The following is a 21,407-nucleotide window of genomic DNA, read 5'->3' on the forward strand; positions in this document are numbered from 1 at the left end:
GCGTTCTCTTTAGGAATCTGACTTCGGACGCTGTCCGAGGAAGAAGGACGAGGACTTCAGCGGCGTGAACGACGGCCGCTTCAGGCCGGCACCGAGCAGCGGCGCGGTGTCGACGGGTGCCGTAATGGACGCGGTGGTCTTGCCCTGCGGCGCATCCGGCGTGCAGGTGCCGGCGACGAAAACAGGCTCGGGCCCCAGCGGGGCGCCGCGGCGGGCATACTTGTCATAGGTGAGCGGCAGGGTGTTGTTCAGGCCCTGATGGCCGTTGCCGCCCTTGGCGTCGATCGCCATCATCTCGCTCTGGCACATCTTGCCGGTCTCGACGCACATGTTGAGGATCAGGCGGTAGAGATCGGCATCGACGGTGCCCCAGCGCCGCACCGGCTCGTTCTGGCTGGGCTTCTCCAGCTGGAGATATTCGGCGCGGCCGAGCGAGCCGCCGGCGGACTTGGCCTTGGCGACCCAGGTGTCAAAACCCTTGTCGTCGAGGCCTTGGAAGTTGAAGTGCATGCCGGAGAAGCCGGCGCCGCTATAGTTCGCCGAAAAGCCCTTGTAGGTGCCGGCGTGGTTGACCACGGCGTGGAGCTTGGTCTCCATGCCCGGCATCGCGTAGATCTGGCCGGCGAGCGCGGGGATGTAGAACGAGTTCATCACCGAGGATGCGGTGATGCGGAAGGTGATGGGGCGGTCGACCGGAGCGGCGAGCTCATTGACGGTGGCGATGCCGTAGTCCGGGTAGATGAAGAGCCACTTCCAGTCGAGCGCGACGACGTCGACCTCGAGTGGGGCCTTGGACTGGTCCACGGCGCGCTCGGCATGGATGCGGCCGAGGGTGCGATAGGGGTCGAGCAGATGGGTGCCCATCCAGGTCAGAGCGCCCAGGCAGACGATGATTAGAAGCGGCGCCGACCAGATCACCAGCTCGAGCTTGGTCGAGTGGTCCCATTCCGGCTCGTAGCGGGCCTGGGTGTTGGACTGGCGGTAGCGCCAGGCGAACAGCACCGTCAGCGCCATCACCGGCACGACGATCAGGAGCATCAGGACGGTCGAGATGATGACGAGGTCGCGTTGTTGGGCGGCGATATCGCCGGCTGGCGCCAGCACGATATAGTCGCAGCCGCTGAGTGCGGCTACCAGAGGTAGTAGCGCCAGGATCTTGAGACGAGACACGGGCCGAGCCTTATGAGAATGAGTTTCCTTTGCGGGGCCAACGGGTAGCTGCGGCGCAACAATCCGGACATTGGACAATTTGTCCAATGTTGCACTGCGGGAGGTTGGGCCAGACAGGAGCAGATTGCCTGGCGCCCCGCCGGGCGGTCGGCTTTGGTTTTCAGGACGTTAAGGGCGCACGAATGGCGACGGCACAGACCCCCGCAATGGCAGACCTCCACACGGGCGAGCACGGCCACGACCAGGCCAGTCCCGGCGAGATCGCCATCGGCGTCATCATCGGCCGTACCTCGGAATTCTTCGACTTCTTCGTCTTCGCGATCGCCTCGGTGATCGTGTTTCCGCGCCTGGTGTTCCCGTTCGCGAGCGAGCTGACCGGCACGCTCTATTCCTTCATGGTGTTCGCGCTCGCCTTCATGGCCCGTCCGATCGGCACCGTCATCTTCATGACGATCGACCGAACCTACGGCAAGACGGCCAAGCTGATCTCGGCGCTGTTCCTGCTCGGCACCGCCACCGTCGCGCTCGCCTTCCTGCCGGGCTATCAGGACATCGGCGTCGCCGCGATCTGGCTGCTGGCGCTGGCGCGCATCGCGCAAGGCCTGGCCTGGGGCGGCGCCTGGGACGGCATGGCTTCGCTGCTGGCGCTGAATGCGCCGGCCTCCCAGCGCGGCTGGTACGCGATGGTGCCGCAGTTAGGGGCCCCGCTCGGGCTGATCGTGGCGAGCGCGCTGTTCGCCTATTTCGCTGGCCTCCTTTCGGCCGATGATTTCTTCGACTGGGGCTGGCGCTATCCGTTCTTCGTTGCGTTTGCCATCAACGTCGTGGCGCTGTTCGCGCGCCTGCGCATGGTGACGACGGAAGAATACGCCACCCTGTTCGAGACCCGCGAACTCCAGCCGGCGCGGATCTCCGAGACGGTCGCGCGCGAGGGCCAGACCATCATGCTTGGCGCCTTCGCGCCGCTGGCGAGCTTTGCGCTGTTCCACATGGTCACGGTGTTTCCGCTGTCCTGGGTGTTCCTGTTCACCCGCGAAAGCCCGGTGCGCTTTTTGATCATCGAGATCGTCGCCGCCGTGTTCGGCGTCGCCGCGATCGTGGCCTCCGGCATCATTGCCGACCGCGTCGGCCGCAAGTCGCTTCTGATGGGATCGGCGATCGCGATCGCGGTCTACAGCGGCTTCGCGCCGCAGCTGCTCGACGCCGGCGCGTTCGGCGAGACCATCTACATGGTGATCGGCTTCATCCTGCTCGGCCTGTCCTTCGGCCAATCCTCCGGTGCGATCGCCTCGAACTTCCGGCAGGCCTATCGCTACACGGCGTCCGCGCTGACCTCCGACATGGCCTGGCTGTTCGGCGCCGGCTTCGCCCCGCTGGTCGCGCTGCTGCTCGCCACCAATCTCGGCGTCATCGCCTCCGGTGCGTACCTGTTGTCTGGCGCGTTCTGGACCCTGCTCGCGCTCTGGCTCAGCGGCCAGCGCGAGGCGGGCGATATGGACGCAGGGCGCTGAACGCGCAGCGCATGCAGGATGGGCAACGGCGCTGGTCGCGCCGTGCCCATCTCACCCCTGCCGCTGCCGCAACAGCGCTTCGACATCCAGCCGCTTGGTGAACATCGCGAGCTTCCCATCAGGCCCGAACGGCCATTGCTCCCGCGGCTTGTCCCAATACAGCTCCACGCCGTTCTGATCGGGGTCGCGCAGGTAAAGCGCCTCGCTGACGCCGTGGTCGCTGGCGCCATCGAGCGCAATGCCGGCCGTGAGCAGGCGATGCAGCGCATCCGCCAGCGCGGGGCGCGTCGGATAGAGGATCGCGGTGTGATAGAGCCCGGTGGTGCCCGGCGGCGGCGGCGAGCCGCCCTTGCTCTCCCAGGTGTTGAGCCCGATGTGGTGATGATAGCCGCCGGCCGAGATGAAGGCCGCGCCCGAGCCCATCCGCTGCATCAGCTCGAAGCCGAGCACGCCGCAATAGAAGCCGAGCGCGCGATCGAGATCGGCGACCTTGAGATGGACGTGGCCGATCCTGGTGCCGGCAGGAATGGCGGGGCTTTGCGACATGTGAATGCTCCATCGAATACACCCACATAAGGTCGGCCCCGGGACCGCGCTACGGGCCGATCCCGAAACCCATTGTTTCCGGAACGAGACCCGACTATGGACCGGTCTCTCTCGACATACGCAGTGCCATGGCCTCTTTGCATACAGGGCATGCAATCAAGCGTTCCATTTTCTCAGAGGCGAATGGAACGTCGGTGATGCTCAGGTCAGCTTCCTCGCAAAACGGACAGCGGATCGGCGTATCCCGGTCGCGCGCGAGTTGCTGAGCGACGGCAGTCCATCTCTTCGTTTTGTTCTGAATGGTCATAGCACGATTTAGGATAGCTCCGACACCTCACCGTCGGGCAGGCCAAACTCAAATGTGTTCAGCGTCATCGACACCAGCGTGTAATAGCCGCACAGGCCGATCACCTCGACCACGCCGCGCTCGCCGAGCAGCTTCACCGCCTCGTCGTAGAGCCCCTTCTCGACACCGTGGCCCTCGTGCAGCGACTTCGCGAGGTCGTAGATCATCTTGGCCACGGGATCGTCGAAGTCGGGCGTGCGGCGGTCGCGGATGGCGTCGATGATCTCGGGCTTCATGCCGCCGGCAAGCGCCAGGCGCTTGTGCGCATACCATTCGTAATGCGCGGTCCAGTGCCGCGCCGTCACCAGGATCGCGATTTCCGAGAGTTTTGCGGGAAACATCGTGTCGAAGCGCAGCACCTCGCCGAGCCGCGTGGCATGGCGCGCCATCTCGGGGCTGTTCAGCCAGGCCATCATCGGCGGCGGCGGCTTGCCGCGCTTGCCGGCGATCGACTCGTCATAGGTCTGCCGCTGGCTCTCGTTCATTTCGCCAGGCGAAAGAAGTTTCAGGCGCATGGTCGTTTCCTCTTTGTTTTCAAGGCTCGCCGCAGCGGCGACTATAACTGATAAGTGGTTGAATTCCGCGGGGGCTTGGCCCAGACTCGGCGGCAACAATTCGAATTTGAGTGATGGAAACGACCAATGACTGACTCCAAAACCAGCGATTCTGAATCCGCCGATCTCGAAACATTCCGCAACGAGACCCGCGCCTGGCTGGAGGCCAATTGCCCGCCGGAGATGCGCAAGCCGGCAACGTCCGATGCAGACGTGTTCTGGGGTGGGCGCAACGCGAAATTCTCGTCCGAGCCGCAGCGCATCTGGTTCGAGCGCATGCGCGACAAGGGCTGGACCGTGCCCGACTGGCCGAAGGAGTATGGCGGCGGGGGCCTGAGCGCTGCCGAGCACAAGGTGCTGCGCGCGGAGATGGCGCGGATCGGCGCGCGGCCGCCGCTGTCGAGCTTCGGCATCTGGATGCTCGGGCCGGCGCTGCTCAAGTACGGCAACGACGCCCAGAAGAAGGAGCATCTGCCGAAGATAGCCGCGGGCGAGATCCGCTGGTGTCAGGGCTATTCGGAGCCGAATGCCGGCTCCGACCTCGCTTCGCTCCAGACCCGCGCCGAGAGCGACGGCGACGACTTCATCATCAACGGCCAGAAGATCTGGACGTCCTACGCCAATTACGCCGACTGGATCTTCTGCCTGGTCCGCACCGATCCGACCGCGAAGAAGCATGACGGCATCAGCTTCATCCTGTTCGACATGACCTCCAAGGGCGTCTCGACCAAGCCGATCCTCTTGATCTCGGGATATTCGCCGTTCTGCGAGACCTTCTTCGACAATGTCCGCGTGCCGAAGGCGAATGTGGTCGGCCAGATCAATCGCGGCTGGGACGTCGCGAAATATCTGCTCCAGCACGAGCGTGCGATGATCTCAGGGATGGGCGAGCGCGGCGTCGGCCGGCCGCTCGGCCAGATCGCGGCCGATACGATCGGCACCGATGGGCAGGGCAAGCTCGACGACGCCATGTTGCGCGGCCAGATCGCGCGCTTCGACGTCGATGAAGCCGCATTAGCTGCCTGCGCCGAGCGCGCGGTCGATCTCGCCAAAGCCGGGCAGGCGCATCCGGCGTTCTCCTCGGCGATGAAATATTACGGCACCGAGCTCAACAAGCGCCGCCATGAAATCCTGATGTCGGCCGGCGGCGTCGATGCGCTGGAATGGGAGAGCGAGCGTTCCAGGCAGGGTGCCCGCCCGCGCGCCTGGCTGCGCACCAAGGCCAACTCGATCGAGGGCGGCACGAGCGAGGTCATGCTCGGCATCGTCGCCAAGCGCATCCTGGATTTGCCGGGGGCGTAAGCCTTTCTGTCATTCCGGGGCGCGACGAAGTCGCGAGCCCGGAATCCATCTATCCACCAACTCCGCCGCTCGATGGTTTCCGGGCCTGGCCCTTCGGGCCATCCCGGAATGACGAACCAGATAGATTTCGAATCGGAAACACGCCCATGGCCCTCGTCCTCACCGAAGAACAATCCATGCTCCGCGACTCCGCGCGCGGGCTGATCAGCGACAAGGCGCCGGTGTCGCACCTGCGCCACTTGCGCGACAGCAAGGACCCCACCGGCTTCTCCAAGGAGCTCTGGCATTCCTTCGCCGAGATGGGCTTTGCCGGCTTGCTGGTGCCGGAGGAGTTCGGCGGCAGCGGTCTCGGCTACGTCGAAGCCGGAATCATCATGGAGGAGATTGGCCGCACCTTGATGCCATCGCCCTTCCTCGCCACGTCAGTGGTGGCGGCCTCGGCGCTGGGCCGCGGCGGCAATGCCGCGCAGAAATCGGAATATTTGTCGAGGATCGCGAGCGGCTCGCTGCTCGCGACGCTGGCGATCGACGAGGGCGCCAAGCATCGCCCGCTGCAGACCAGCCTGCAGGCCGTGCGCGCCGGCAACGGCTTCAAGCTCTCCGGCGCCAAGGCGCTGGTGGTCGACGGCCACGTTGCCGATCTCCTCATCGTCGCCGCGCGCACCGCGGGCGCCGCCGGCGAACGCGAGGGCCTGACGCTGTTCCTGGTCGACCCCAAGGCCAAGGGCGTTGCGATAGAGCGCACCATCATGGTCGATGCGCACAATGCGGCGCGGATCGAATTCGCCAACGTCGAGGTCGACGCCGACAGCGTGCTCGGCGAGGTCGACCAGGCCGCGGGCCTGCTCGATGGCGTGCTCGATATCGGCCGCGGCGCGGTCGCCGCCGAGATGGTCGGCCTCAGCGATGAAGTGTTTGGCCGCACCGTCGAATATCTGAAGAGCCGCAAGCAATTCGGCAAGCTGATCGGCGAATTCCAGGCGCTGCAGCATCGCGCCGCCGAGCTCTATATCGACATCGAAATCACCCGTGCCGCCACCATGAAGGCGCTGCAGGCCCTGGATGCCGACGTCGCCAAGGCCGCGTCCGCCGTCGCGGTCGCCAAGGCGCGCGCCGGCACCACCGCCACGCGCGCGGTGCAGGAAGGCGTGCAGATGCACGGCGGCATGGGCATGACCGACCAGTTCGACATCGGCTTCTTCATGAAGCGCGCACGTGTCTGCGAGGAGCTGTTCGGCGATGCGAACTATCACACCGAGCAGCTGGCCAGGTCGCGGGGGTATTGAGGATCCTGTAGCCCGGATGGAGCGCAGCGAAATCCGGGTTCTTTCCGCACGGCGAGACCGCCCCGGATTACGCTACGCTCCATCCGGGCTACGGCGGTTGAGATTGTGGGATGCGCTTGCCTCAATCTCGTCATTGCGAGCGCAGCGAAGCAATCCAGAATCCCTCCGCGGAGGCGGTCTGGATTGCTTCGTCGCTGCGCTCCTCGCAATGACGACCGCGAGGCCGGTTACCGCATCGGCGGCGCATACTGCACGCCACCCGCGTTCCACAGCTGGTTCATGCCGCGCGGAATCTTCAGCTTCGACTTCTCGCCGATGTTGCGATCATACATCTCGCCGTAATTGCCGACGTGACGGATGATGCGCGCGGCCCAGTCCTTGGTGAGGCCGAGCTGCTCGCCGTAATTGCCCTCAGTGCCGACGAGGCGCATCACGTCCGGCTTCTTCGACTTCAGGGCCTCGTCGATGTTTTCCGAGGTCACGCCGAGCTCCTCGGCGTTGATCATCGCATACAGCGTCCACTTCACGATCATCATCCAGTCGTCGTCGCGCTGACGCACCACGGGGGCAAGCGGCTCCTTGGAGATCATGTCCGGCAGGATCATGTGGTCGCCGGGCTTCGTCAGGTTCAGCCGCAGCGCATAGAGCTGGGAAACGTCGGCGGAGAACGTGTCGCACTTGCCGCTATCGTAGGCCTTCACGACGTCGTCGAGCTTGTCGAACTTCACCTCTTCGTACTTCATGTTGTTGACGCGGAAGTAATCGGCGACGTGGAATGTCGTCGTGGTGTTCGCCTGCACGCAGACCTTGCTGCCGGTCAGATCCAGCGACGTCTCCTTGTTGCGCGAGCGCGGCAGCATGAAGCCTACGCCGTCGTAATAAGCGATGGCGGGAAAATAGAGGTCGTACTCCAGCTCACGCGCCATGCTCCAGGTCGTGTTGCGCGAGAGGATGTCCACCTTGCGGCTCTGCAGCTCCTTGAAACGCTCATTGGCGTCGAGCGGAACGAACTTCGCCTTGTTCGGGTCGTTGAAGATCGCAGCGGCGACCGCGCGGCAGAAATCGACATCGAAGCCGGTCCAGTTGCCCTTGTCGTCGGGGATCGAGAAGCCCGGCAGGCCCTTGTTGACGCCGCACAGCACCTCGCCGCGGCGAACGGTGCGCTTCAGCGTGCGGGTGTCGTAGAATTCATAGATGACGGCGAGGACGCCGACCAGCACGGCGACCGCGAGCCCGATCAGCAGGCCGCCACGAAAAGTGCGCATGATGTCTCTCTCTCTCTCTCGAAAGTATCGGAAAAGGAATGGGAGGAGGGTACGGAGCATGATCCCGAGGGATCATGCTCGAACCTAAAGGCCGTCAGAGTTCGGGCTTCTGCCGGATGACGACCTTGGTGCCGAGGGGGACGCGATCGTAGAGATCGGCGACGTCGTTGTTGACGAGACGGAAGCAGCCCGACGACACCTTGGTGCCGATCGTGTCGGGGCGGTTGGTGCCGTGGATGCGATAGACCGTGGTGCCGAGATACATGGCGCGGGCGCCCAGCGGATTGCCGGGTCCGCCGGCCATGAAGCGCGGCAGATAGGGCTGGCGCTGGATCATCTCCGCTGGCGGCGTCCAGTCCGGCCACTCCTTCTTGTTGGTGATGGTCACCAGCCCCTGCCACTGAAAACCGTCGCGGCCGACGCCGATGCCGTAGCGGATGGCGCGCCCGCCCGGCTGCACCAAATAGAGGTGGCGCTCGGCGGTCGAGACGATGATGGTGCCCGGCGCTTCCGTGGTTCGGAAGTAGACCACCTGCTTCTGCCATTCCGGCTCGAGCTGGTAGGAATCATCCGCGATCAGGCCCGGCTCGTCGCCGCGGTCCGGCTGCTGGGCGAAGGCGTGCGGCATGGACAGGAAAAGGCCCATCGCAGCCACCAAAATCCCGGTCAGGCGACGAAAATCCGTCATTTCAAGCTCTCCCCGCTGCCACAGCGCAAATCATTCGGAACCATCAAACCTGAGGGGCAAGTTCATGGCAAGTTGATGGCGCGCCGTCCTGGCATGTCACGACAATGCTTTGGTTTTTTGACGGGCCCAGAGCAATGCCACGAACAGGGGATGGCGCGAAAAGCAGTGATTGTCACCGCTCGGGAGGTGAGCTCCCTCCCCCGCTTGCGGGGGAGGGCTGGGGAGAGGGTGCTTCCGCAATGGGACACTCCCGACGTGGAGAGAACCCTCACCCGCCGCTGCGCGGCGACATCTCCCGCAAGCGGGAGAGGCGCAGACCGAACGCGCGGTGAGATCAACCCAGACAAATGGAGGCCCGCTAAATCTTGTTGCTCTCCGCCGCGATCCCGAGCCGCCGCACGATCTCGGCTCCCACGGCGCGGGCCTCGACCCGCGAGCCGATGCGGGGGCTGCGAAACCGCCGCCCTGAATGCAGCCGGATCACCACGATGCAATGCTCGTCCTCGGAGCGGCCGCGGCGCTCGACCGTGATCGTTTTCACGTCGGGCCCTGCGATGTGGTCGGCCCGCAGGCTGCCGTCGCCCCACAGGCGCTCGACGCGAATCTCGTTCGCGCCGATCACCCAGAACGCGCCGGTGGCGAGGTTCGCATAGCGATAGATGGCGAATGCGGCGATCGCGCCCAGCGGCAGCAGCAGGATGTCGACATGGCTCGGGGAAAGGCCGCGCCACAGCTTGTAGGCATAGGGGACCGCGGACAACGCCACGGCGATCAGTGCGACGATCCGGATGTCCCGTTCAGAAAACGCCTCGAGCGGCTCGCCGAGATGCATCTCGGGATTGCTGGCATCGAGCGGGTTGCTCGGCGCCTCGACATTGGGAACGCCGAAATTCGCCGCGATCCACGTCACAGTGTCCCTAACATGAGTGACGTCGGGAATCGGCGGCGAGGTCAGGCGTTCGCCCGAGGCGAGCGTGAAGACGAGCTGGAAGCGGGCCTTCACCCGCTTGCTGCCGGGGACCTGCAGCGCCGTGATCTCGTCCTTGCCGACGAGGCGCGTCTGGAGTTTTCCGAACGGCCGCTGCCTCCCGATCAGGATCTCGTCGGGCGTGATGATCCACACCACCGCCGGCGCCATCATGATGCCGACGACGAACCCGGCTCCCACCAGCAGCGCCACCGCCGATATCGTGATTTCCAGGACGTCCTGCGTGAACAGTCCCGGCGTGAAGCACAGCGCGACGGCGGCCGCCGAGCCGGCCACGACCAGCCGCTGTGCGATCGAGGAACCTTCACGAAGGCGGATGTCGGTGCTGCTAGTCGCGTCCATTGCGGGCGGCTGATTGCGTCGGTTGCGAACCTCCACGGACGGCTCCGTGGAGTCAAGCAACAAGGCGACAATTGCAGCCGGCCGCGCGATGGCCGCGCAGCGTCAGCTGCTCGCGTTCAGCAGCTTGGCCACGGTGCGATCGATCTCGTCATAGCTGCCTTCGCCGGCGTGCTGGAACACGATCTTGCCGCTCTGGTCGACGATGTATTGCGCCGGCCAATATTGATTGCGATAGGCGTTCCAGGTCTTGGACTCATTGTCCTGCGCCACCGGATAGGTGATGCCATGGCGCTTCAGCGCGGCCTGCACGTTGGCGGCCGAGCGCTCGAACGGGAACTCCGGCGTGTGCACGCCGACCACGACGAGACCCCGATCCCGGTACTTGGCGTAGAGCTCGGTGACATGCGGCAGCGTGTTGACGCAGTTGACGCAGCCATAGGTCCAGAAATCGACCAGCACGACCTTGCCGCGGAGATCGGCGATGCTCAGCGGCTTCGAGTTGAACCAGTTGGTGATGCCGGTGAAATCCGGCGCGGCCTGCTGGCTCGCGGCGGCGGTGACGATGGGTGCGGCACGCGCAGCCTCGTCGCAGATGCCGGGGATGACGGCGCCGGTGACGGTGATGCCGATCAGTGCAGCAGAGGTTGCGAGCAGCTTGAGAGTCATGGAAAGCGTCCTCCGGTGAAGATTGAGGGTGATCACAGGCCGATCTGGCCGGTGGGGTAGAAGCCGGTGAGCCACGCCACGAGCAGCGTGTCATATTGGAAATAGGCGGCGACCGCGAAGCCGATCACGACCACGCCAAAGCCCTGCTGCAGCCGCGGCGAGATCCGGGCCAGGCTGCGCACGCGCGTGGTCGCGGCCTGTCCGCCGTAGGCGACCGCCAGCATCGGGATCGCAGCACCAATGGCATAGGCGACCAGCAGCGTGCCGGCCCAGCCGAGATTCTTCGAGGTCGCAACCAGCGTCAGGATCGAGCCGAGCACGGGCCCTGCGCAGGGCGTCCAGACCAGGCCCAAGGTGGTGCCGAGGATCAGCCCACCGAGCGCGCCGTCGCGCTGCGGGGTGCCGGTGTTGCCGAGATCGAGCCAGCCGTTGAGCCGGATCGACAGCCATTCGAACGGCGCCGGCCACAGCATCAACAGGCCGAAGCCAAGCAGCAGGACCGCAGCCGCCTCGCGCAGCACGTTCGGATCGAAATCGAAGGCCCGCGTGATCGCGCCGAGCGCCAGCGCTACGGCCGAGAACGAGACGACGAAGCCGAGCGCGATCATCGCGGGGCGCAGATGCCCCGCGCGCCCGATCGAGGCGCCGAGCAGGATCGGCAGCATCGGCAGCGTGCAGGGCGCCGCGATGGTGAGGAGGCCGGCGAGGAGAGCGAAGACCAGGTCGAGCATGGCGCACTCGTGAGGGAGGTCACGAGGGCTGTTCGGGATGGATGGGGCGCTCGTTACGCCGCGTCACGCCTTCGTGACGGGGCCTTTGAGGCATTCTGTTCGCCGCGGCGGCGGTGCGCTCCCTCCCCCGCTTGCGACCCGCTTGCGGGGGAGGGCTGGGGAGAGGGTGTCTCCGCAACGGGACTCTCCCCCAGAGGAAAGAACCCTCACCCGCCGCACACGGGACGATGCTTCGCATCGCCCGGGTGCGTCGGCCTCTCCCGCAAGCGGGAGAGGCGGGAGTTCCACGGCGGCCAACACAAGACCAAACACAAAACGACCCGGACGGGGCATCGTCCGGGTCGCTGGGAGGTCTTGGGAGGTTTAACGAAACCGTATGGGAGCTTTATAGAGGGGAAGTTTTTCCGCCTGATGTTGTCGATTGTTTCAATTGTTTCGTCGGTGGTAACGCTTCCGTGTTCGGGGACAGGGCCAGAGTTGATGACCTATCCCCCTGAAATCATTGCCGTTACGCGGCGAAACGGTCCACTCCGGCGCCCTTAAGCAAATCGGCGAGTTGCTTGCGGGCATAGAACATCCGCGTCTTCACCGTGCTCTGGGGGATGCCGATGATCTGGCCGACCTCCTCCACTGACTTCTCGTGGTAGTAGATGAGGTTGATGATCTCGCGGTGCGCCGGCGACAGCTTCTGCACGCAGGCGCGCAGGATGGCGCTGGTGTCGCTGCGGTCGAGCGAGGTCTCCGGCGTGTCGCAATCATCGGGGATCTGACGCACGTCCTCCTGATCGATGTCCTCGAACCGGCGCTGGCGCATCGCGGTCAGCGCCTTGAAGCGGGCAATCGAGAGCAGCCAGGTGGACACCTGCGAGCGGCCCTGGAACTGGCCGGCGGTCCGCCACACGTCCAGAAACACCTGGCTGACCAGGTCTTCCGCCGTAGTGGCGTCGCGCACGATGCGCAGGATGAAACGGTACACCCGCACATTGTGCCGGCAGTAAAGGATGTGCATGGCCGTCCGGTTGCCGTCGGCAATGCTTTCGAGGAGCATGGCGTCCGAGGTCGCCTGAGCGGCAATGATGCTCTGGCTGGCTTGGGCGTTGATGGCGATGACGTTCGGCATGGACTTGGCTCCCCGTAGCGCCGCAACCGAGCGGCGTTTCCTGCTGTCAAAGTGTTAATGAGCCAACGTTTCGGGACGTCTGCACGAAAAGCGGAAAATGGTTTCGTGCGCCGCCAAATTGTTTCGTCACAACCGGCGCGACGAAACATTCGGGGCAAAAAACCGTGGAATTTCAATGTGTGGAGAATAAGGGGGCGGGGATTCGGGGGCGGACCCAGGCGCCGGGAACGTAATTCGGGGGATTGCGTTTGGTCGCGCCGCACCCACCGCTGTCGTCCCGGGGCGCGAAGCGAGCCCGGGACCCATAACCACAGAATGTGGTTTGGCGAAGATTCGGAGTTACCAGCTCGGCGTCATAACCCCTCCCTGGGGGTATGGGTCCCGGGCTCGCGCTACGCGCGCCCCGGGACGACGGCAGTGAGCTTGGGCTAAGAAACTACGCCTTCTCGCCCTGCGGCGAGAACAGATAGCCGCCGCCGCGGATGGTGCGGATCACGGCAGGCTTGGCCGGGTCGGGCTCGATCTTGCGGCGGATGCGCATGATGCGCAGGTCGACGGCGCGGTCGAAGGCTTCGGCATCGCGGGCGTTGGCGAGCTCGAGCAGGCGCTCGCGCGACAGCACGCGCTTCGGATTGGCCGCGAACACCTTCAAGAGCCCGAACTCGGACGCGGTCAGCGGATGCTCGTTGCCCTCGTCGTCGCGCAAGGCCTGCGCTTCGAGGTCGAGCCATTTGGTGCCGAAGCGCACCAGCTGCTCCTTGTCCGACTTCGCCGCCGGCGCGTCTGCCGCCTTTGCCGGCCCGCTCCGCCGCAGCACCGAGCGGATGCGCGCCATCAGCTCGCGCAGCTCGCAGGGCTTTGCGACGTAATCGTCGGCGCCAAGCTCGAGGCCGACGACGCGGTCGATCGGGCTCGCGGTCGCCGTCAGCATGATGACGGGCACGTTGATGCGGCTCTTGAGGTCGCGGATGATCGAGAGCCCGTCTTCCTCGGGCATGTTGAGGTCGAGCACGACGAGATCGGGCATGCTGCCCTGGATCGCGGCGCGCAACGACTTGCCGCCGTCGCACAGCGTCACGGTGAAGCCGTGCATCTTGAGGTAATCGCCGACCATCTCCCGGGCCGGGGCCTCGTCGTCGACGATCATGATGTGCTGGCTTTGAGTCATGGTCTTTGCATCACGGCATTTCGGTCGCAGGGAGAATGATGGTGAAGGTCGAGCCCTTGGTGGGGCCCTCGCTCTCGGCGGTCACCTCGCCGCCGTGCATGTCGATGATACGCTTGACGATGGAGAGACCAAGCCCCGTCGAGCTCTCGCCGGCGGTCGGCTTGGCCGACAGCCGCTGGAACCGGCCGAACAGGCGGCCGAGATCCTCCGGCGACAGGCCGGCGCCCTCGTCGCTGACGCGGACGATGGTGTCGCTGCCCTCGTGGATGACGGCCACGTTGATCTTGCCCCCGATCGGCGAGTATTTGATGGCGTTGCTGATGAGATTGTCGATCGCCTCGCGGATGCGGTCGGTGTCGCACATGGTGACGACGTTGGGCGGCGCGGTGACGCTGATCGCCTGCTGCTTGTTGACGGCGAGCGGCTGGTTGGCGTCGGCCACTTCCTTGACCAGCGCGGCGACGTCGACCGGCTCGCGGCGGATGGTGATGTCGAAGGCATCCGCCATCGCGTCCGAAATCAGGTGATCGACCATCGTGGTCAGGCGCTTGGTGGCGTCGCGGATGTGGTCGACCTGGGCGATGACGCCGCCCATCGAGGCGCCGGTCGAGATCAGCTCCTTCAGCATCTCGGTGCGGCCGAGGATGACGCCGAGAGGGTTCTTCAAATCGTGCGCGACGGTGCCCAGGATCTCGTTCTTGAAGCCGTTGGCGCGCTGAAGCCGCAGCCATTGCGCCGAGAGCCGGCGGTTGGCCTGCATCAGCGCGCGGGTGCGCTGGGCGACGCGGTCCTCCAGCTGGGTGTTGGCGTCCTGCAGCTGCTGATAGAGGATGACGTTGTCGAAGGCGATCGAGAGCCGGCTGGAGAAGATCTCGACCAGCGAACGGTCGGTCTCCGACAGCTCGCGCTCGGCCTGCAGCAGCACCACGACCTCCCGGCCCGATCCGGTGCGCAAATAGATCACGCTGCGGTGGTCGGCGAACTCGTTCTTGCGGCGCTGGAACGCGGCCTCCACCATCTCGCGCAGTTCGGGGTCGAGCGCCTTGGAGGAGGTGGTGCCGATGAAGCGGCTGTAGCAGCCGCTGCCGGCGAGCACCGAGAGCTCGGGATCGGCGCCGCCATTGTCGCGCAGCACCAGGATGCCGGCGCAGTCGACGTTGAGCAGCGAAGCGAGCTGGGTCAGGACGCCCTCGGCGAGCCGCTGCATCGACTTGAAGTCGTACAGCGTGGAGGCGGCGTCGATGATGATCTCGAGCCCGCGCCGCGTCTGCACCATGCGCTCGAGCTGCTGATAGGAGCGCAGCGCCGCGGTCAGCGAGGTGAACAGCTTGTCGGCGGTGAGCTCGGTCTTGGCCTTGTAGTCGTTGATGTCGTACTGAACGATCACGCGCCGCTCCGGCGCCTGGCCGGGCTGGCCGGTGCGCAGGATGATGCGCACGGTCTCGTTCCGGATCTCGTTGCGGATGAACTCGACCAGCTCGAGGCCGGCGACGTCGGTCTCCATGATGACGTCGAGCAGCACGGCGGCGACGTCGCGGTGCTCGGCCATCAGCTTGCGTCCTTCCGCCGCGGAATAGGCGGACAGGATCTCCAGGCTCTGGCCGTTCAGGCTGTAGTCCGACAGCGCGAAACGCGTGCCGTCATGCACGGCCGGATCGTCATCGATGACGGCGATCTTCCATTTCCGGGCGTTGCTATCCTCCGACGCGGTACCGCTATCGTCGATCAGGTGGAGGACATCGTCCTGTTCGGCCATCGAGAAGATCCGTCACTTTCTGTGCTTTGCGCGCCGCCCTTGGCGACGCGGGGCATGATAATGCGAAAAGTAGTGCCTTGTCCCAGCTTGGATTCCAGCATCATGCGGCCGCCGAGCTGTTGGGTGACGAGGTTATAGACGATATGAAGGCCAAGTCCCGTGCCGCCTTCATTGCGCCGGGTGGTAAAGAAAGGGTCAAAGGCCTGGCGCTGCACGTCCGGGGTCATGCCGGCCCCGTCGTCGGAGAAGCTGATCTCGATGTCCTCGGTCCCGCGCGGCCGCGCCGAGATCGCGATCCTGCCGGCGCGGCCATCGGCGAAGGCGTGGTTGGCGGCGTTGAGGAAGAGGTTGGTCAGGATCTGGCCGTAGGAGCCGGGATAGCCGTCGAGCAGCAGCCCCTCGGGCACGTCGACCTCCAGCGTGATCGGCGAGCGCTTCAGCACGGGCTTCAGGCTGGCGATGATCTGGTCGGTGGCTTCGCTTAAGGAGAACTGCCGCCGCTCGGCATGGGAGCGGTCGACCGCGACCTGTTTGAACGATTGGATCAGCTCGCCGGCGCGGGTGAGGTTGGCGACGAGCTGCTGCGAGGCGTCGCGCGAGGACTGCACGAACTCCTCCAGCTGCGAGCGGCGCAGGCCGCCCTCACCCTTGAGCTGGGCTTCGAAGATCTCGGTGCGACGGGCAAAGCTCGACGCCACCGTCAGGCTGATGCCGATCGGGTTGTTGACCTCGTGCGCGACGCCGGCAACGAGGCCGCCGAGCGCGGCCAGCCGCTCGGCGTCGATCAGGTTCTGCTGCGCGGTGTTGAGCTCGAGCAGGGCGCTCTCGGCCTTCTCCTTGGAGGCGCGCAGTTCGTCCTCGGTCCGGCGCTTGGCGATCGCGTTCTCGCGGAACACCTCCACCGCGCGCGCCATGGCCCCGACCTCGTCCCGCGCTTTCGTTCCCTGCACCTCGCGGTCGAGGTCGCCGAGCGTGATCGCGCGCATCGCGGTCATGATCTGCTGCAGCGGCAGGCGGATCGACAGCGCGATCAGGACGCCCACGGTCAGGATGACGCCCAGGAAGATGATGGCGATCGACAGCACCCGCCGGGAGATGTCGGCCAGCGTGCGGTCAAAGGTCTCCTGCGCCTTCTGCTCGCGCTGGCGCATCTTGGTCGAGAGGTCGTCTATGGCGCCGATCGCCTCGGCCTGGCTGGCGTCGATGGTGTTGCGCAAGAGCTCGGTGCGGCTCGCGAGCTGCTCGGAGAGCTTGGCAAAGCCCTCTCGAAGTGCGGCGGTGCGGGCCGCGAGCCGCTGCAAGGCCATCTTCTGCAGGTCGTTGTCGGCGAGATCGATCATGACCGGGATGGTCCTCTCGATCGTCTCGGTGTGGCGGCGCGCGTCGTCGGCGGCGCCCGACGACTGCGACAGATAATAGGAATTGGCCGCGACCAGCATCGCGGTGAAGGCTTCGCGGGACTTGCCGAGCGAGGGCCAGATCAGCGCGTCGCGATGGCCGGTGGCGCCCTCGATGATGGAGTAGAGGCCGGCCATGTCCCTGGCCGGACCCTGCACCTGCTCCTCATAGGTCCTGGCGATGGTGGACTGCACGCTGCGCAGCTCGCCGAAGCCGTTGAGGAAGCGGTCGGTGGTGCGCTCCAGCTCCTCGACCGAGCCCGACAGCATCGGGTCCTTGGCGGCGCGGCCCGTCAGCGTGCCCAGCACCGCCTCGCGCAGCAACAGGATCTCGGCGAACAGGTCCGGGCTCGGCTGGTTGATATAGCGGTGGATCAGGTTTTGCAGCCGCCCGGTCTCGCTTTCGAGCAGCGCCAGGATCCGGTCGGACTCGCGCACCCGGCGCACGTCGTCCCAGGCCGAGCCGAGCACCTGCGCGCCGTTCCAGATCATCGCCACCAGCACCACGACCACGGCGGAGTTCAGCGCGGCGATCGACAGGATGCGCCAGCGGATCGGCACCGCCCGCAGCAGGCCGACGATGCGCGCGCGCAGCTGCCCGATCGGGCCGGGCGGCTTGTCCGCGTGTTCGCTATGTCCAAGCGCAGCCAACAGGCCTCACTCCACCTTGCGAATTCGTTCGATCAGCGCGGCCGCCGCGGGGTCGCGCTCGGCCTTGGCGTAGATTGCGGCCATCGCCGCCTCGAACGGCTTGCGGTCGATGTCCCTGATGATGGTCACGCCGGCTTCCTGCGCCTTGCGCTGCGACTGTTCCTCGAGGTCGCGCCACTTCTCGCGCATGAACCGGCTGGAGCGCTGCGCGGCCTCCTTGAAGATCGTCTGCTCCTCCGCCGACAGGCTCCTCCAGGCCTTCAGCGAGATCACCAGCACCTCCGGGCTCATCGTGTGTTCGGTGAGCGTGTAATGGCCGGCATGCTTGTAATGGTCCGTGGTCACGAAGGATGGCCAATTGTTCTCGGCGCCGTCGATCAGATGGTTGGCAAGTCCGGTGAGCACCTGCCCGTACGGCAGCTCGACCGGTTCGGCGCCGAGCGCGCGCATCATCTGGCTCATCAACTCCGACTGCTGCACCCGGATCCGCAATCCCTTGAGGTCCGCGATGGTCTTCACCGGGCGGACCCCGTTGTAGATCGACCGCGCGCCCGAATCGTAGAAGGCGAGCCCGACGAAGCCGTAGGGCTCGAAGCTGCCGAGGATCTCGTTGCCGACGGGTCCGTCCAGCACCTTCTGCATGTGCTCGATGGACCGGAACAGGAACGGCATCGCCAGCACGTTCATGGCCGGGACGAAATTGCCGATTAGCGCCACATTGGTCCGGTTGAGGTCTATCGCACCGACCCGGGTCTGCTCGATGGTCTCCTTTTCCTCCCCGAGCTGGCGGGAGTGGAACACCTTGATTTCGTGCCGGCCCTTGGTGCGGTCGGCGATCAGGGCGCCCATGTAGCGCAGCGCCTGCACGGTCGGGTAATCCTCGGTCTGGGTGTCGGCGGCGCGAAATTCGCGCGCAATCGCGCTCGTCGTGCGCATGCTCGACGAGACTGCGGCAAGCACAAGCGCGACGAAGACCACCCCGGTCCGCGAGAGTTCGGCACGGCTCAACACTGGCACACTCAACCCCTCAGTGGTGGAGTCTATGGCGGAAGGAAAAGGTTCAATGCAATCTAGCAGATGGTTAAGGGAAGGCCATCCCGCGCCGGGCCCGCGAGCCGATTGTGCAGCGCGGCCGGAGTTCATTCGCGGTTGAAACTGGGTATGCCGCGCCTTAAGCAAGGCAGCCGCCTCTTCGACCGCGGCCCGGGAAGAGCCATCGTGAGGTCAGCATTGCGCCTTTTGCAGCTCGTCGCCGCCTTTGCGGCCCTCGCATTGGCCGCTCCCGCGCGGGCCGCCACCGAGATCGCGTTGTGGCACGCCATGTCGGGCGAGCTCGGAAGGCAGCTGGAAAGGCTCGCCGCTGACTTCAATGCCTCGCAGTCCAGCTACCGCATCGTGCCGGTCTACAAGGGCAATTACACCGAGACGGTGACGGCCGCGATCTTCGCCTTCCGCTCGCGCAGCCAGCCCGCCATCGTCCAGGTCAACGAGGTCGCCACCGCCACCATGACCGCGGCCAAGGGCGCGATCTACCCGGTGTTCAGCCTGATGCGGGACCAGGGCGAGCCGTTCTCGCTGGGCGATTATCTGCCCGCGGTCTCCGGCTACTACACCGATGCGACCGGCAATCTGCTGTCCTTCCCGTTCAATTCCTCGACGCCGATCCTCTATTACAACAAGACCATGTTCCGCGACGCGGGCCTCGACCCGGAGACGCCGCCGAAGACCTGGCCGGAATTGGGAGCGGCCGCCAAGCGCCTGCGCGACCGCGGCGCTCCTTGCGGCTTCACCACGTCATGGCCGTCCTGGATCCATGTCGAGAATTTCTCCGCCTTCCATAACCTGGCGGTAGCGAGCCGGGCGAACGGCTTCGCCGGGCTGGATGCGGAATTGACCATCAACAATCCGACGCTGGTGCATCACGTCGCGGCGCTCAGCGAGTGGCAGAAGTCCAGGCTGTTCGATTATAGCGGCCGCGGCCAGTCGGCCGAGCCGCGCTTCCAGAAGGGCGAGTGCGGCATCTTCATCGGCTCCTCGGCGACGCGCGCCGACATCAAGGCCAATTCGAAGTTCGAGATCGGCTATAGCATGATGCCCTATTGGCCGGACGTTGCGGGCGCGCCGCAGAACTCGATCATTGGCGGCGCCACGCTGTGGGTGCTGCGCGACCGGCCGCGCGAGGAATACAAGGGCGTGGCGCGGTTCTTCGCCTATCTGTCGCAGCCCGGCGTGCAGGCCGCCTGGCACCAGAACACCGGCTATCTGCCTGTGACCCGCGCCGCCTTCGAGCTGACGCGCTCGCAAGGCTTCTACGAGCGCAATCCCGGCTCGGCGATCTCGTTCGAGCAGATCACGCTTCATCCGCCGACCGAGAACTCCAAGGGCATCCGGCTCGGCTCCTTCGTCCTGATCCGCGGCGTGATCGAGGACGAGCTCGAGCAGGCCTTCGCCGGCCACAAGAGCGCGCAAGCCGCACTCGATGCCGCCGTCGAGCGCGGCAACAAGCTCCTGCGCCAGTTCGAGCGCGCCAGCCCGGAGCGGTAGGAACGGAATAGAAGCTTGGCGTTGGCTGGAATGCGAGACCTTTCCACGTCGTCATGGCCGGGCTTGTCCCGGCCATCCACGCCTTGTGGCAGCGGAAGAACGTGGATGCCCGGGACAAGCCCGGGCATGACGAACTCAAACAGCAGCGCGCGATGTCCATAAAACTCGCTGACCTCGCCGACGCCGCAAGCTTCCGCGCCTTCCGCTCCGTGTCCGCGCAATGGCTGCCGATCGCCCTCGACATCGCACGCAGCCACGGCCTCGACACCGGCTCGCCGCATGTGTTTGCGACCGGCACCAATCTCGTGGTCGGCCTCGGCGACAAGCTGATCCTGAAGATCTTTCCGCCGCTGCTCGCAGCGCAATTCGTCTCGGAGCGCGCCGCGCTGACGCAGCTCGCCGGTCGCTTGCCCCTGCCGATCCCCGAGATCGTCGCGGAGGGGATGCGCGACGGCTGGCCCTACCTCGCCATGACGCGTCTTGCCGGCACGCTCGGCTCGGAGGTGTGGCCGCAACTGCCGGAGCCGCAGAAGGAGCGCCTACTGCGCCAGATCGGCGAGACGATCGCCGCCGTGCAGCGCGTCCCTCTCGGGGAGCTCGCGTCCGTCGAGCCGCGCTGGGACGCGTTCATGCACGCCCAGATGCAAGGCTGTAAGGCGCGGCATGAGCGTCTTGGCCTTGCACCAAAATTCCTCGCCGGTCTCGACGATCTCCTCCGCGACGCCGCAAAACTGATCCCGATGGACGCACCGCCAGTGATTCTGATCGGCGAATACATCCCCGAGAACTTTCTGCTCGCCTGCGATGACGGCCAGTGGTCGCTCGCAGGTCTGTTCGATTTCGGCGACGTTCTCGCGGGATGGCGCGACTACGATCTGCTCGGCCCCAGCGCCTTCATGGCGGCGGGCCGTCCGCGCCGGGTGAAGAGCCTGCTCGAAGGCTTCGGCTATGCCAGGCTGGACTTTGCGCACAAGCGCCGCCTGATGGCCCTGATGCTGCTGCACCGCGCCAGCGACCTCAACAGCCACATCTGCATCGAGGGCTGGCAGGAGAGGGCGGGGGATCTGATCGAGCTGCAGGAGCTGATCTGGCCGGGCTGAGCGCTGCTCGTCATTCCGGGGCGCGCGCAGCGCGAACCCGGAATCCATTTCTCTACACGCGCTGCGGCCCGATGGATTCCGGGTTTGATGCTCCGCATCGCCCCGGAATGACGGCTGGGGGCCGGATGCGCGCGCCGGTTGGGCAGGGGCTGGGCGGCGCCTCCACAATGAGCTCTCAAGCGGGGCAGACTAATTTTTGCGCAATTGCCCGTCTTTGTATGCAATCGCGGGCGCAGTGCAGAGCGGTGAAAATACGAGATACTCTGCATTATCAGT

The 21,407-nt window shown here is 65.5% G+C and carries 18 protein-coding genes; 5 read left to right on the forward strand and 13 right to left on the reverse strand.

Annotated elements, in window-relative coordinates:
* Positions 1-9: 9 nt before the first annotated feature.
* Entirely contained in the window at positions 10-1,170 is a 1,161-nt protein-coding gene (gene cyoA / locus HZZ13_RS33535) for a ubiquinol oxidase subunit II (RefSeq protein ID WP_197963726.1), read from the reverse strand.
* Between the two features lie 182 nt (positions 1,171-1,352).
* On the opposite strand from cyoA, the gene HZZ13_RS33540 reads away from it, so the two are divergent.
* Entirely contained in the window at positions 1,353-2,681 is a 1,329-nt protein-coding gene (locus HZZ13_RS33540) for an MFS transporter (protein ID WP_197963727.1), read from the forward strand.
* 51 nt (positions 2,682-2,732) lie between these two features.
* Here HZZ13_RS33540 and HZZ13_RS33545 read toward each other — a convergent pair whose 3' ends face one another.
* Entirely contained in the window at positions 2,733-3,227 is a 495-nt protein-coding gene (locus HZZ13_RS33545; protein ID WP_197963728.1) for a VOC family protein, read from the reverse strand.
* 315 nt (positions 3,228-3,542) lie between these two features.
* A complete protein-coding gene (locus tag HZZ13_RS33550; RefSeq protein ID WP_197963729.1) occupies positions 3,543-4,088 on the reverse strand; it encodes a carboxymuconolactone decarboxylase family protein in 546 nt (181 codons plus the stop codon).
* Positions 4,089-4,214: 126 nt separating this feature from the next.
* Between HZZ13_RS33550 and HZZ13_RS33555 the strand changes: the two genes are divergently transcribed.
* Together HZZ13_RS33555 and HZZ13_RS33560 are read left to right on the forward strand one after the other, a co-directional pair.
* The gene (locus tag HZZ13_RS33555; RefSeq protein WP_197963730.1) at positions 4,215-5,429 is read left to right on the forward strand and encodes an acyl-CoA dehydrogenase family protein; all 1,215 of its coding nucleotides are present in this window, start codon (positions 4,215-4,217) and stop codon (positions 5,427-5,429) included.
* 146 nt (positions 5,430-5,575) lie between these two features.
* Positions 5,576-6,715, forward strand: a complete 1,140-nt coding sequence (locus tag HZZ13_RS33560; RefSeq protein ID WP_197963731.1) for an acyl-CoA dehydrogenase family protein — start codon at positions 5,576-5,578, stop codon at positions 6,713-6,715.
* Positions 6,716-6,942: 227 nt separating this feature from the next.
* Here HZZ13_RS33560 and HZZ13_RS33565 read toward each other — a convergent pair whose 3' ends face one another.
* From HZZ13_RS33565 to HZZ13_RS33610, 10 genes are all read right to left on the reverse strand, one after another.
* Positions 6,943-7,980, reverse strand: a complete 1,038-nt coding sequence (locus HZZ13_RS33565) for an amino acid ABC transporter substrate-binding protein (RefSeq protein WP_197963732.1) — start codon at positions 7,978-7,980, stop codon at positions 6,943-6,945.
* A 94-nt stretch (positions 7,981-8,074) separates the two neighbouring features.
* Positions 8,075-8,668: a L,D-transpeptidase gene (locus HZZ13_RS33570; RefSeq protein ID WP_197963733.1), complete on the reverse strand. Its 594-nt coding sequence runs from the start codon at positions 8,666-8,668 to the stop codon at positions 8,075-8,077.
* A 358-nt stretch (positions 8,669-9,026) separates the two neighbouring features.
* Positions 9,027-9,998, reverse strand: coding sequence for a hypothetical protein (locus HZZ13_RS33575; protein WP_197963734.1), 972 nt, complete (start codon positions 9,996-9,998; stop codon positions 9,027-9,029).
* A gap of 102 nt (positions 9,999-10,100) precedes the next feature.
* Positions 10,101-10,664, reverse strand: coding sequence for a thioredoxin family protein (locus HZZ13_RS33580; RefSeq protein WP_197963735.1), 564 nt, complete (start codon positions 10,662-10,664; stop codon positions 10,101-10,103).
* Between the two features lie 32 nt (positions 10,665-10,696).
* Positions 10,697-11,395, reverse strand: a complete 699-nt coding sequence (locus HZZ13_RS33585; protein WP_197963736.1) for a cytochrome c biogenesis CcdA family protein — start codon at positions 11,393-11,395, stop codon at positions 10,697-10,699.
* 508 nt (positions 11,396-11,903) lie between these two features.
* Positions 11,904-12,515 (reverse strand): sigma-70 family RNA polymerase sigma factor, encoded by a 612-nt coding sequence (locus HZZ13_RS33590; protein ID WP_197963737.1) that lies wholly within the window; start codon positions 12,513-12,515, stop codon positions 11,904-11,906.
* A 436-nt stretch (positions 12,516-12,951) separates the two neighbouring features.
* Complete coding sequence (locus HZZ13_RS33595; protein WP_036020286.1) at positions 12,952-13,683, reverse strand: response regulator; 732 nt, start codon at positions 13,681-13,683, stop codon at positions 12,952-12,954.
* A 10-nt stretch (positions 13,684-13,693) separates the two neighbouring features.
* Entirely contained in the window at positions 13,694-15,439 is a 1,746-nt protein-coding gene (locus HZZ13_RS33600; RefSeq protein WP_197963738.1) for an ATP-binding response regulator, read from the reverse strand.
* Entirely contained in the window at positions 15,409-17,439 is a 2,031-nt protein-coding gene (locus tag HZZ13_RS33605; protein ID WP_197963757.1) for a sensor histidine kinase, read from the reverse strand. Before HZZ13_RS33605 ends, HZZ13_RS33600 begins: the two co-directional genes overlap by 31 nt.
* Before the next feature lie 54 nt (positions 17,440-17,493).
* The gene (locus HZZ13_RS33610; RefSeq protein WP_197963739.1) at positions 17,494-18,504 is read right to left on the reverse strand and encodes a TRAP transporter substrate-binding protein; all 1,011 of its coding nucleotides are present in this window, start codon (positions 18,502-18,504) and stop codon (positions 17,494-17,496) included.
* A gap of 144 nt (positions 18,505-18,648) precedes the next feature.
* On the opposite strand from HZZ13_RS33610, the gene ugpB reads away from it, so the two are divergent.
* Both ugpB and HZZ13_RS33620 read left to right on the forward strand, forming a co-directional pair.
* Complete coding sequence (gene ugpB / locus HZZ13_RS33615; RefSeq protein ID WP_197963740.1) at positions 18,649-20,031, forward strand: sn-glycerol-3-phosphate ABC transporter substrate-binding protein UgpB; 1,383 nt, start codon at positions 18,649-18,651, stop codon at positions 20,029-20,031.
* 152 nt (positions 20,032-20,183) lie between these two features.
* Positions 20,184-21,131, forward strand: a complete 948-nt coding sequence (locus tag HZZ13_RS33620) for an aminoglycoside phosphotransferase family protein (RefSeq protein ID WP_197963741.1) — start codon at positions 20,184-20,186, stop codon at positions 21,129-21,131.
* Positions 21,132-21,407: the final 276 nt, after the last annotated feature.

The sequence above is a fragment of the Bradyrhizobium agreste genome (assembly GCF_016031625.1).
GTDB classification, from domain to species: domain Bacteria; phylum Pseudomonadota; class Alphaproteobacteria; order Rhizobiales; family Xanthobacteraceae; genus Bradyrhizobium; species Bradyrhizobium agreste.

What these genes read in the sequence shown, in the direction of transcription:
- HZZ13_RS33540 (WP_197963727.1), top strand. Translation starts at nt 1,353, where the DNA reads ATGGCGACGGCACAGACCCCCGCAATGGCAGACCTCCACACGGGCGAG.
- HZZ13_RS33545 (WP_197963728.1), bottom strand. Translation starts at nt 3,227, where the DNA reads ATGTCGCAAAGCCCCGCCATTCCTGCCGGCACCAGGATCGGCCACGTC.
- HZZ13_RS33550 (WP_197963729.1), bottom strand. Translation starts at nt 4,088, where the DNA reads ATGCGCCTGAAACTTCTTTCGCCTGGCGAAATGAACGAGAGCCAGCGG.
- HZZ13_RS33555 (WP_197963730.1), top strand. Translation starts at nt 4,215, where the DNA reads ATGACTGACTCCAAAACCAGCGATTCTGAATCCGCCGATCTCGAAACA.
- HZZ13_RS33560 (WP_197963731.1), top strand. Translation starts at nt 5,576, where the DNA reads ATGGCCCTCGTCCTCACCGAAGAACAATCCATGCTCCGCGACTCCGCG.
- HZZ13_RS33565 (WP_197963732.1), bottom strand. Translation starts at nt 7,980, where the DNA reads ATGCGCACTTTTCGTGGCGGCCTGCTGATCGGGCTCGCGGTCGCCGTG.
- HZZ13_RS33570 (WP_197963733.1), bottom strand. Translation starts at nt 8,668, where the DNA reads ATGACGGATTTTCGTCGCCTGACCGGGATTTTGGTGGCTGCGATGGGC.
- HZZ13_RS33575 (WP_197963734.1), bottom strand. Translation starts at nt 9,998, where the DNA reads ATGGACGCGACTAGCAGCACCGACATCCGCCTTCGTGAAGGTTCCTCG.
- HZZ13_RS33580 (WP_197963735.1), bottom strand. Translation starts at nt 10,664, where the DNA reads ATGACTCTCAAGCTGCTCGCAACCTCTGCTGCACTGATCGGCATCACC.
- HZZ13_RS33585 (WP_197963736.1), bottom strand. Translation starts at nt 11,395, where the DNA reads ATGCTCGACCTGGTCTTCGCTCTCCTCGCCGGCCTCCTCACCATCGCG.
- HZZ13_RS33590 (WP_197963737.1), bottom strand. Translation starts at nt 12,515, where the DNA reads ATGCCGAACGTCATCGCCATCAACGCCCAAGCCAGCCAGAGCATCATT.
- HZZ13_RS33595 (WP_036020286.1), bottom strand. Translation starts at nt 13,683, where the DNA reads ATGACTCAAAGCCAGCACATCATGATCGTCGACGACGAGGCCCCGGCC.
- HZZ13_RS33600 (WP_197963738.1), bottom strand. Translation starts at nt 15,439, where the DNA reads ATGGCCGAACAGGACGATGTCCTCCACCTGATCGACGATAGCGGTACC.
- ugpB (WP_197963740.1), top strand. Translation starts at nt 18,649, where the DNA reads ATGCCGCGCCTTAAGCAAGGCAGCCGCCTCTTCGACCGCGGCCCGGGA.
- HZZ13_RS33620 (WP_197963741.1), top strand. Translation starts at nt 20,184, where the DNA reads ATGTCCATAAAACTCGCTGACCTCGCCGACGCCGCAAGCTTCCGCGCC.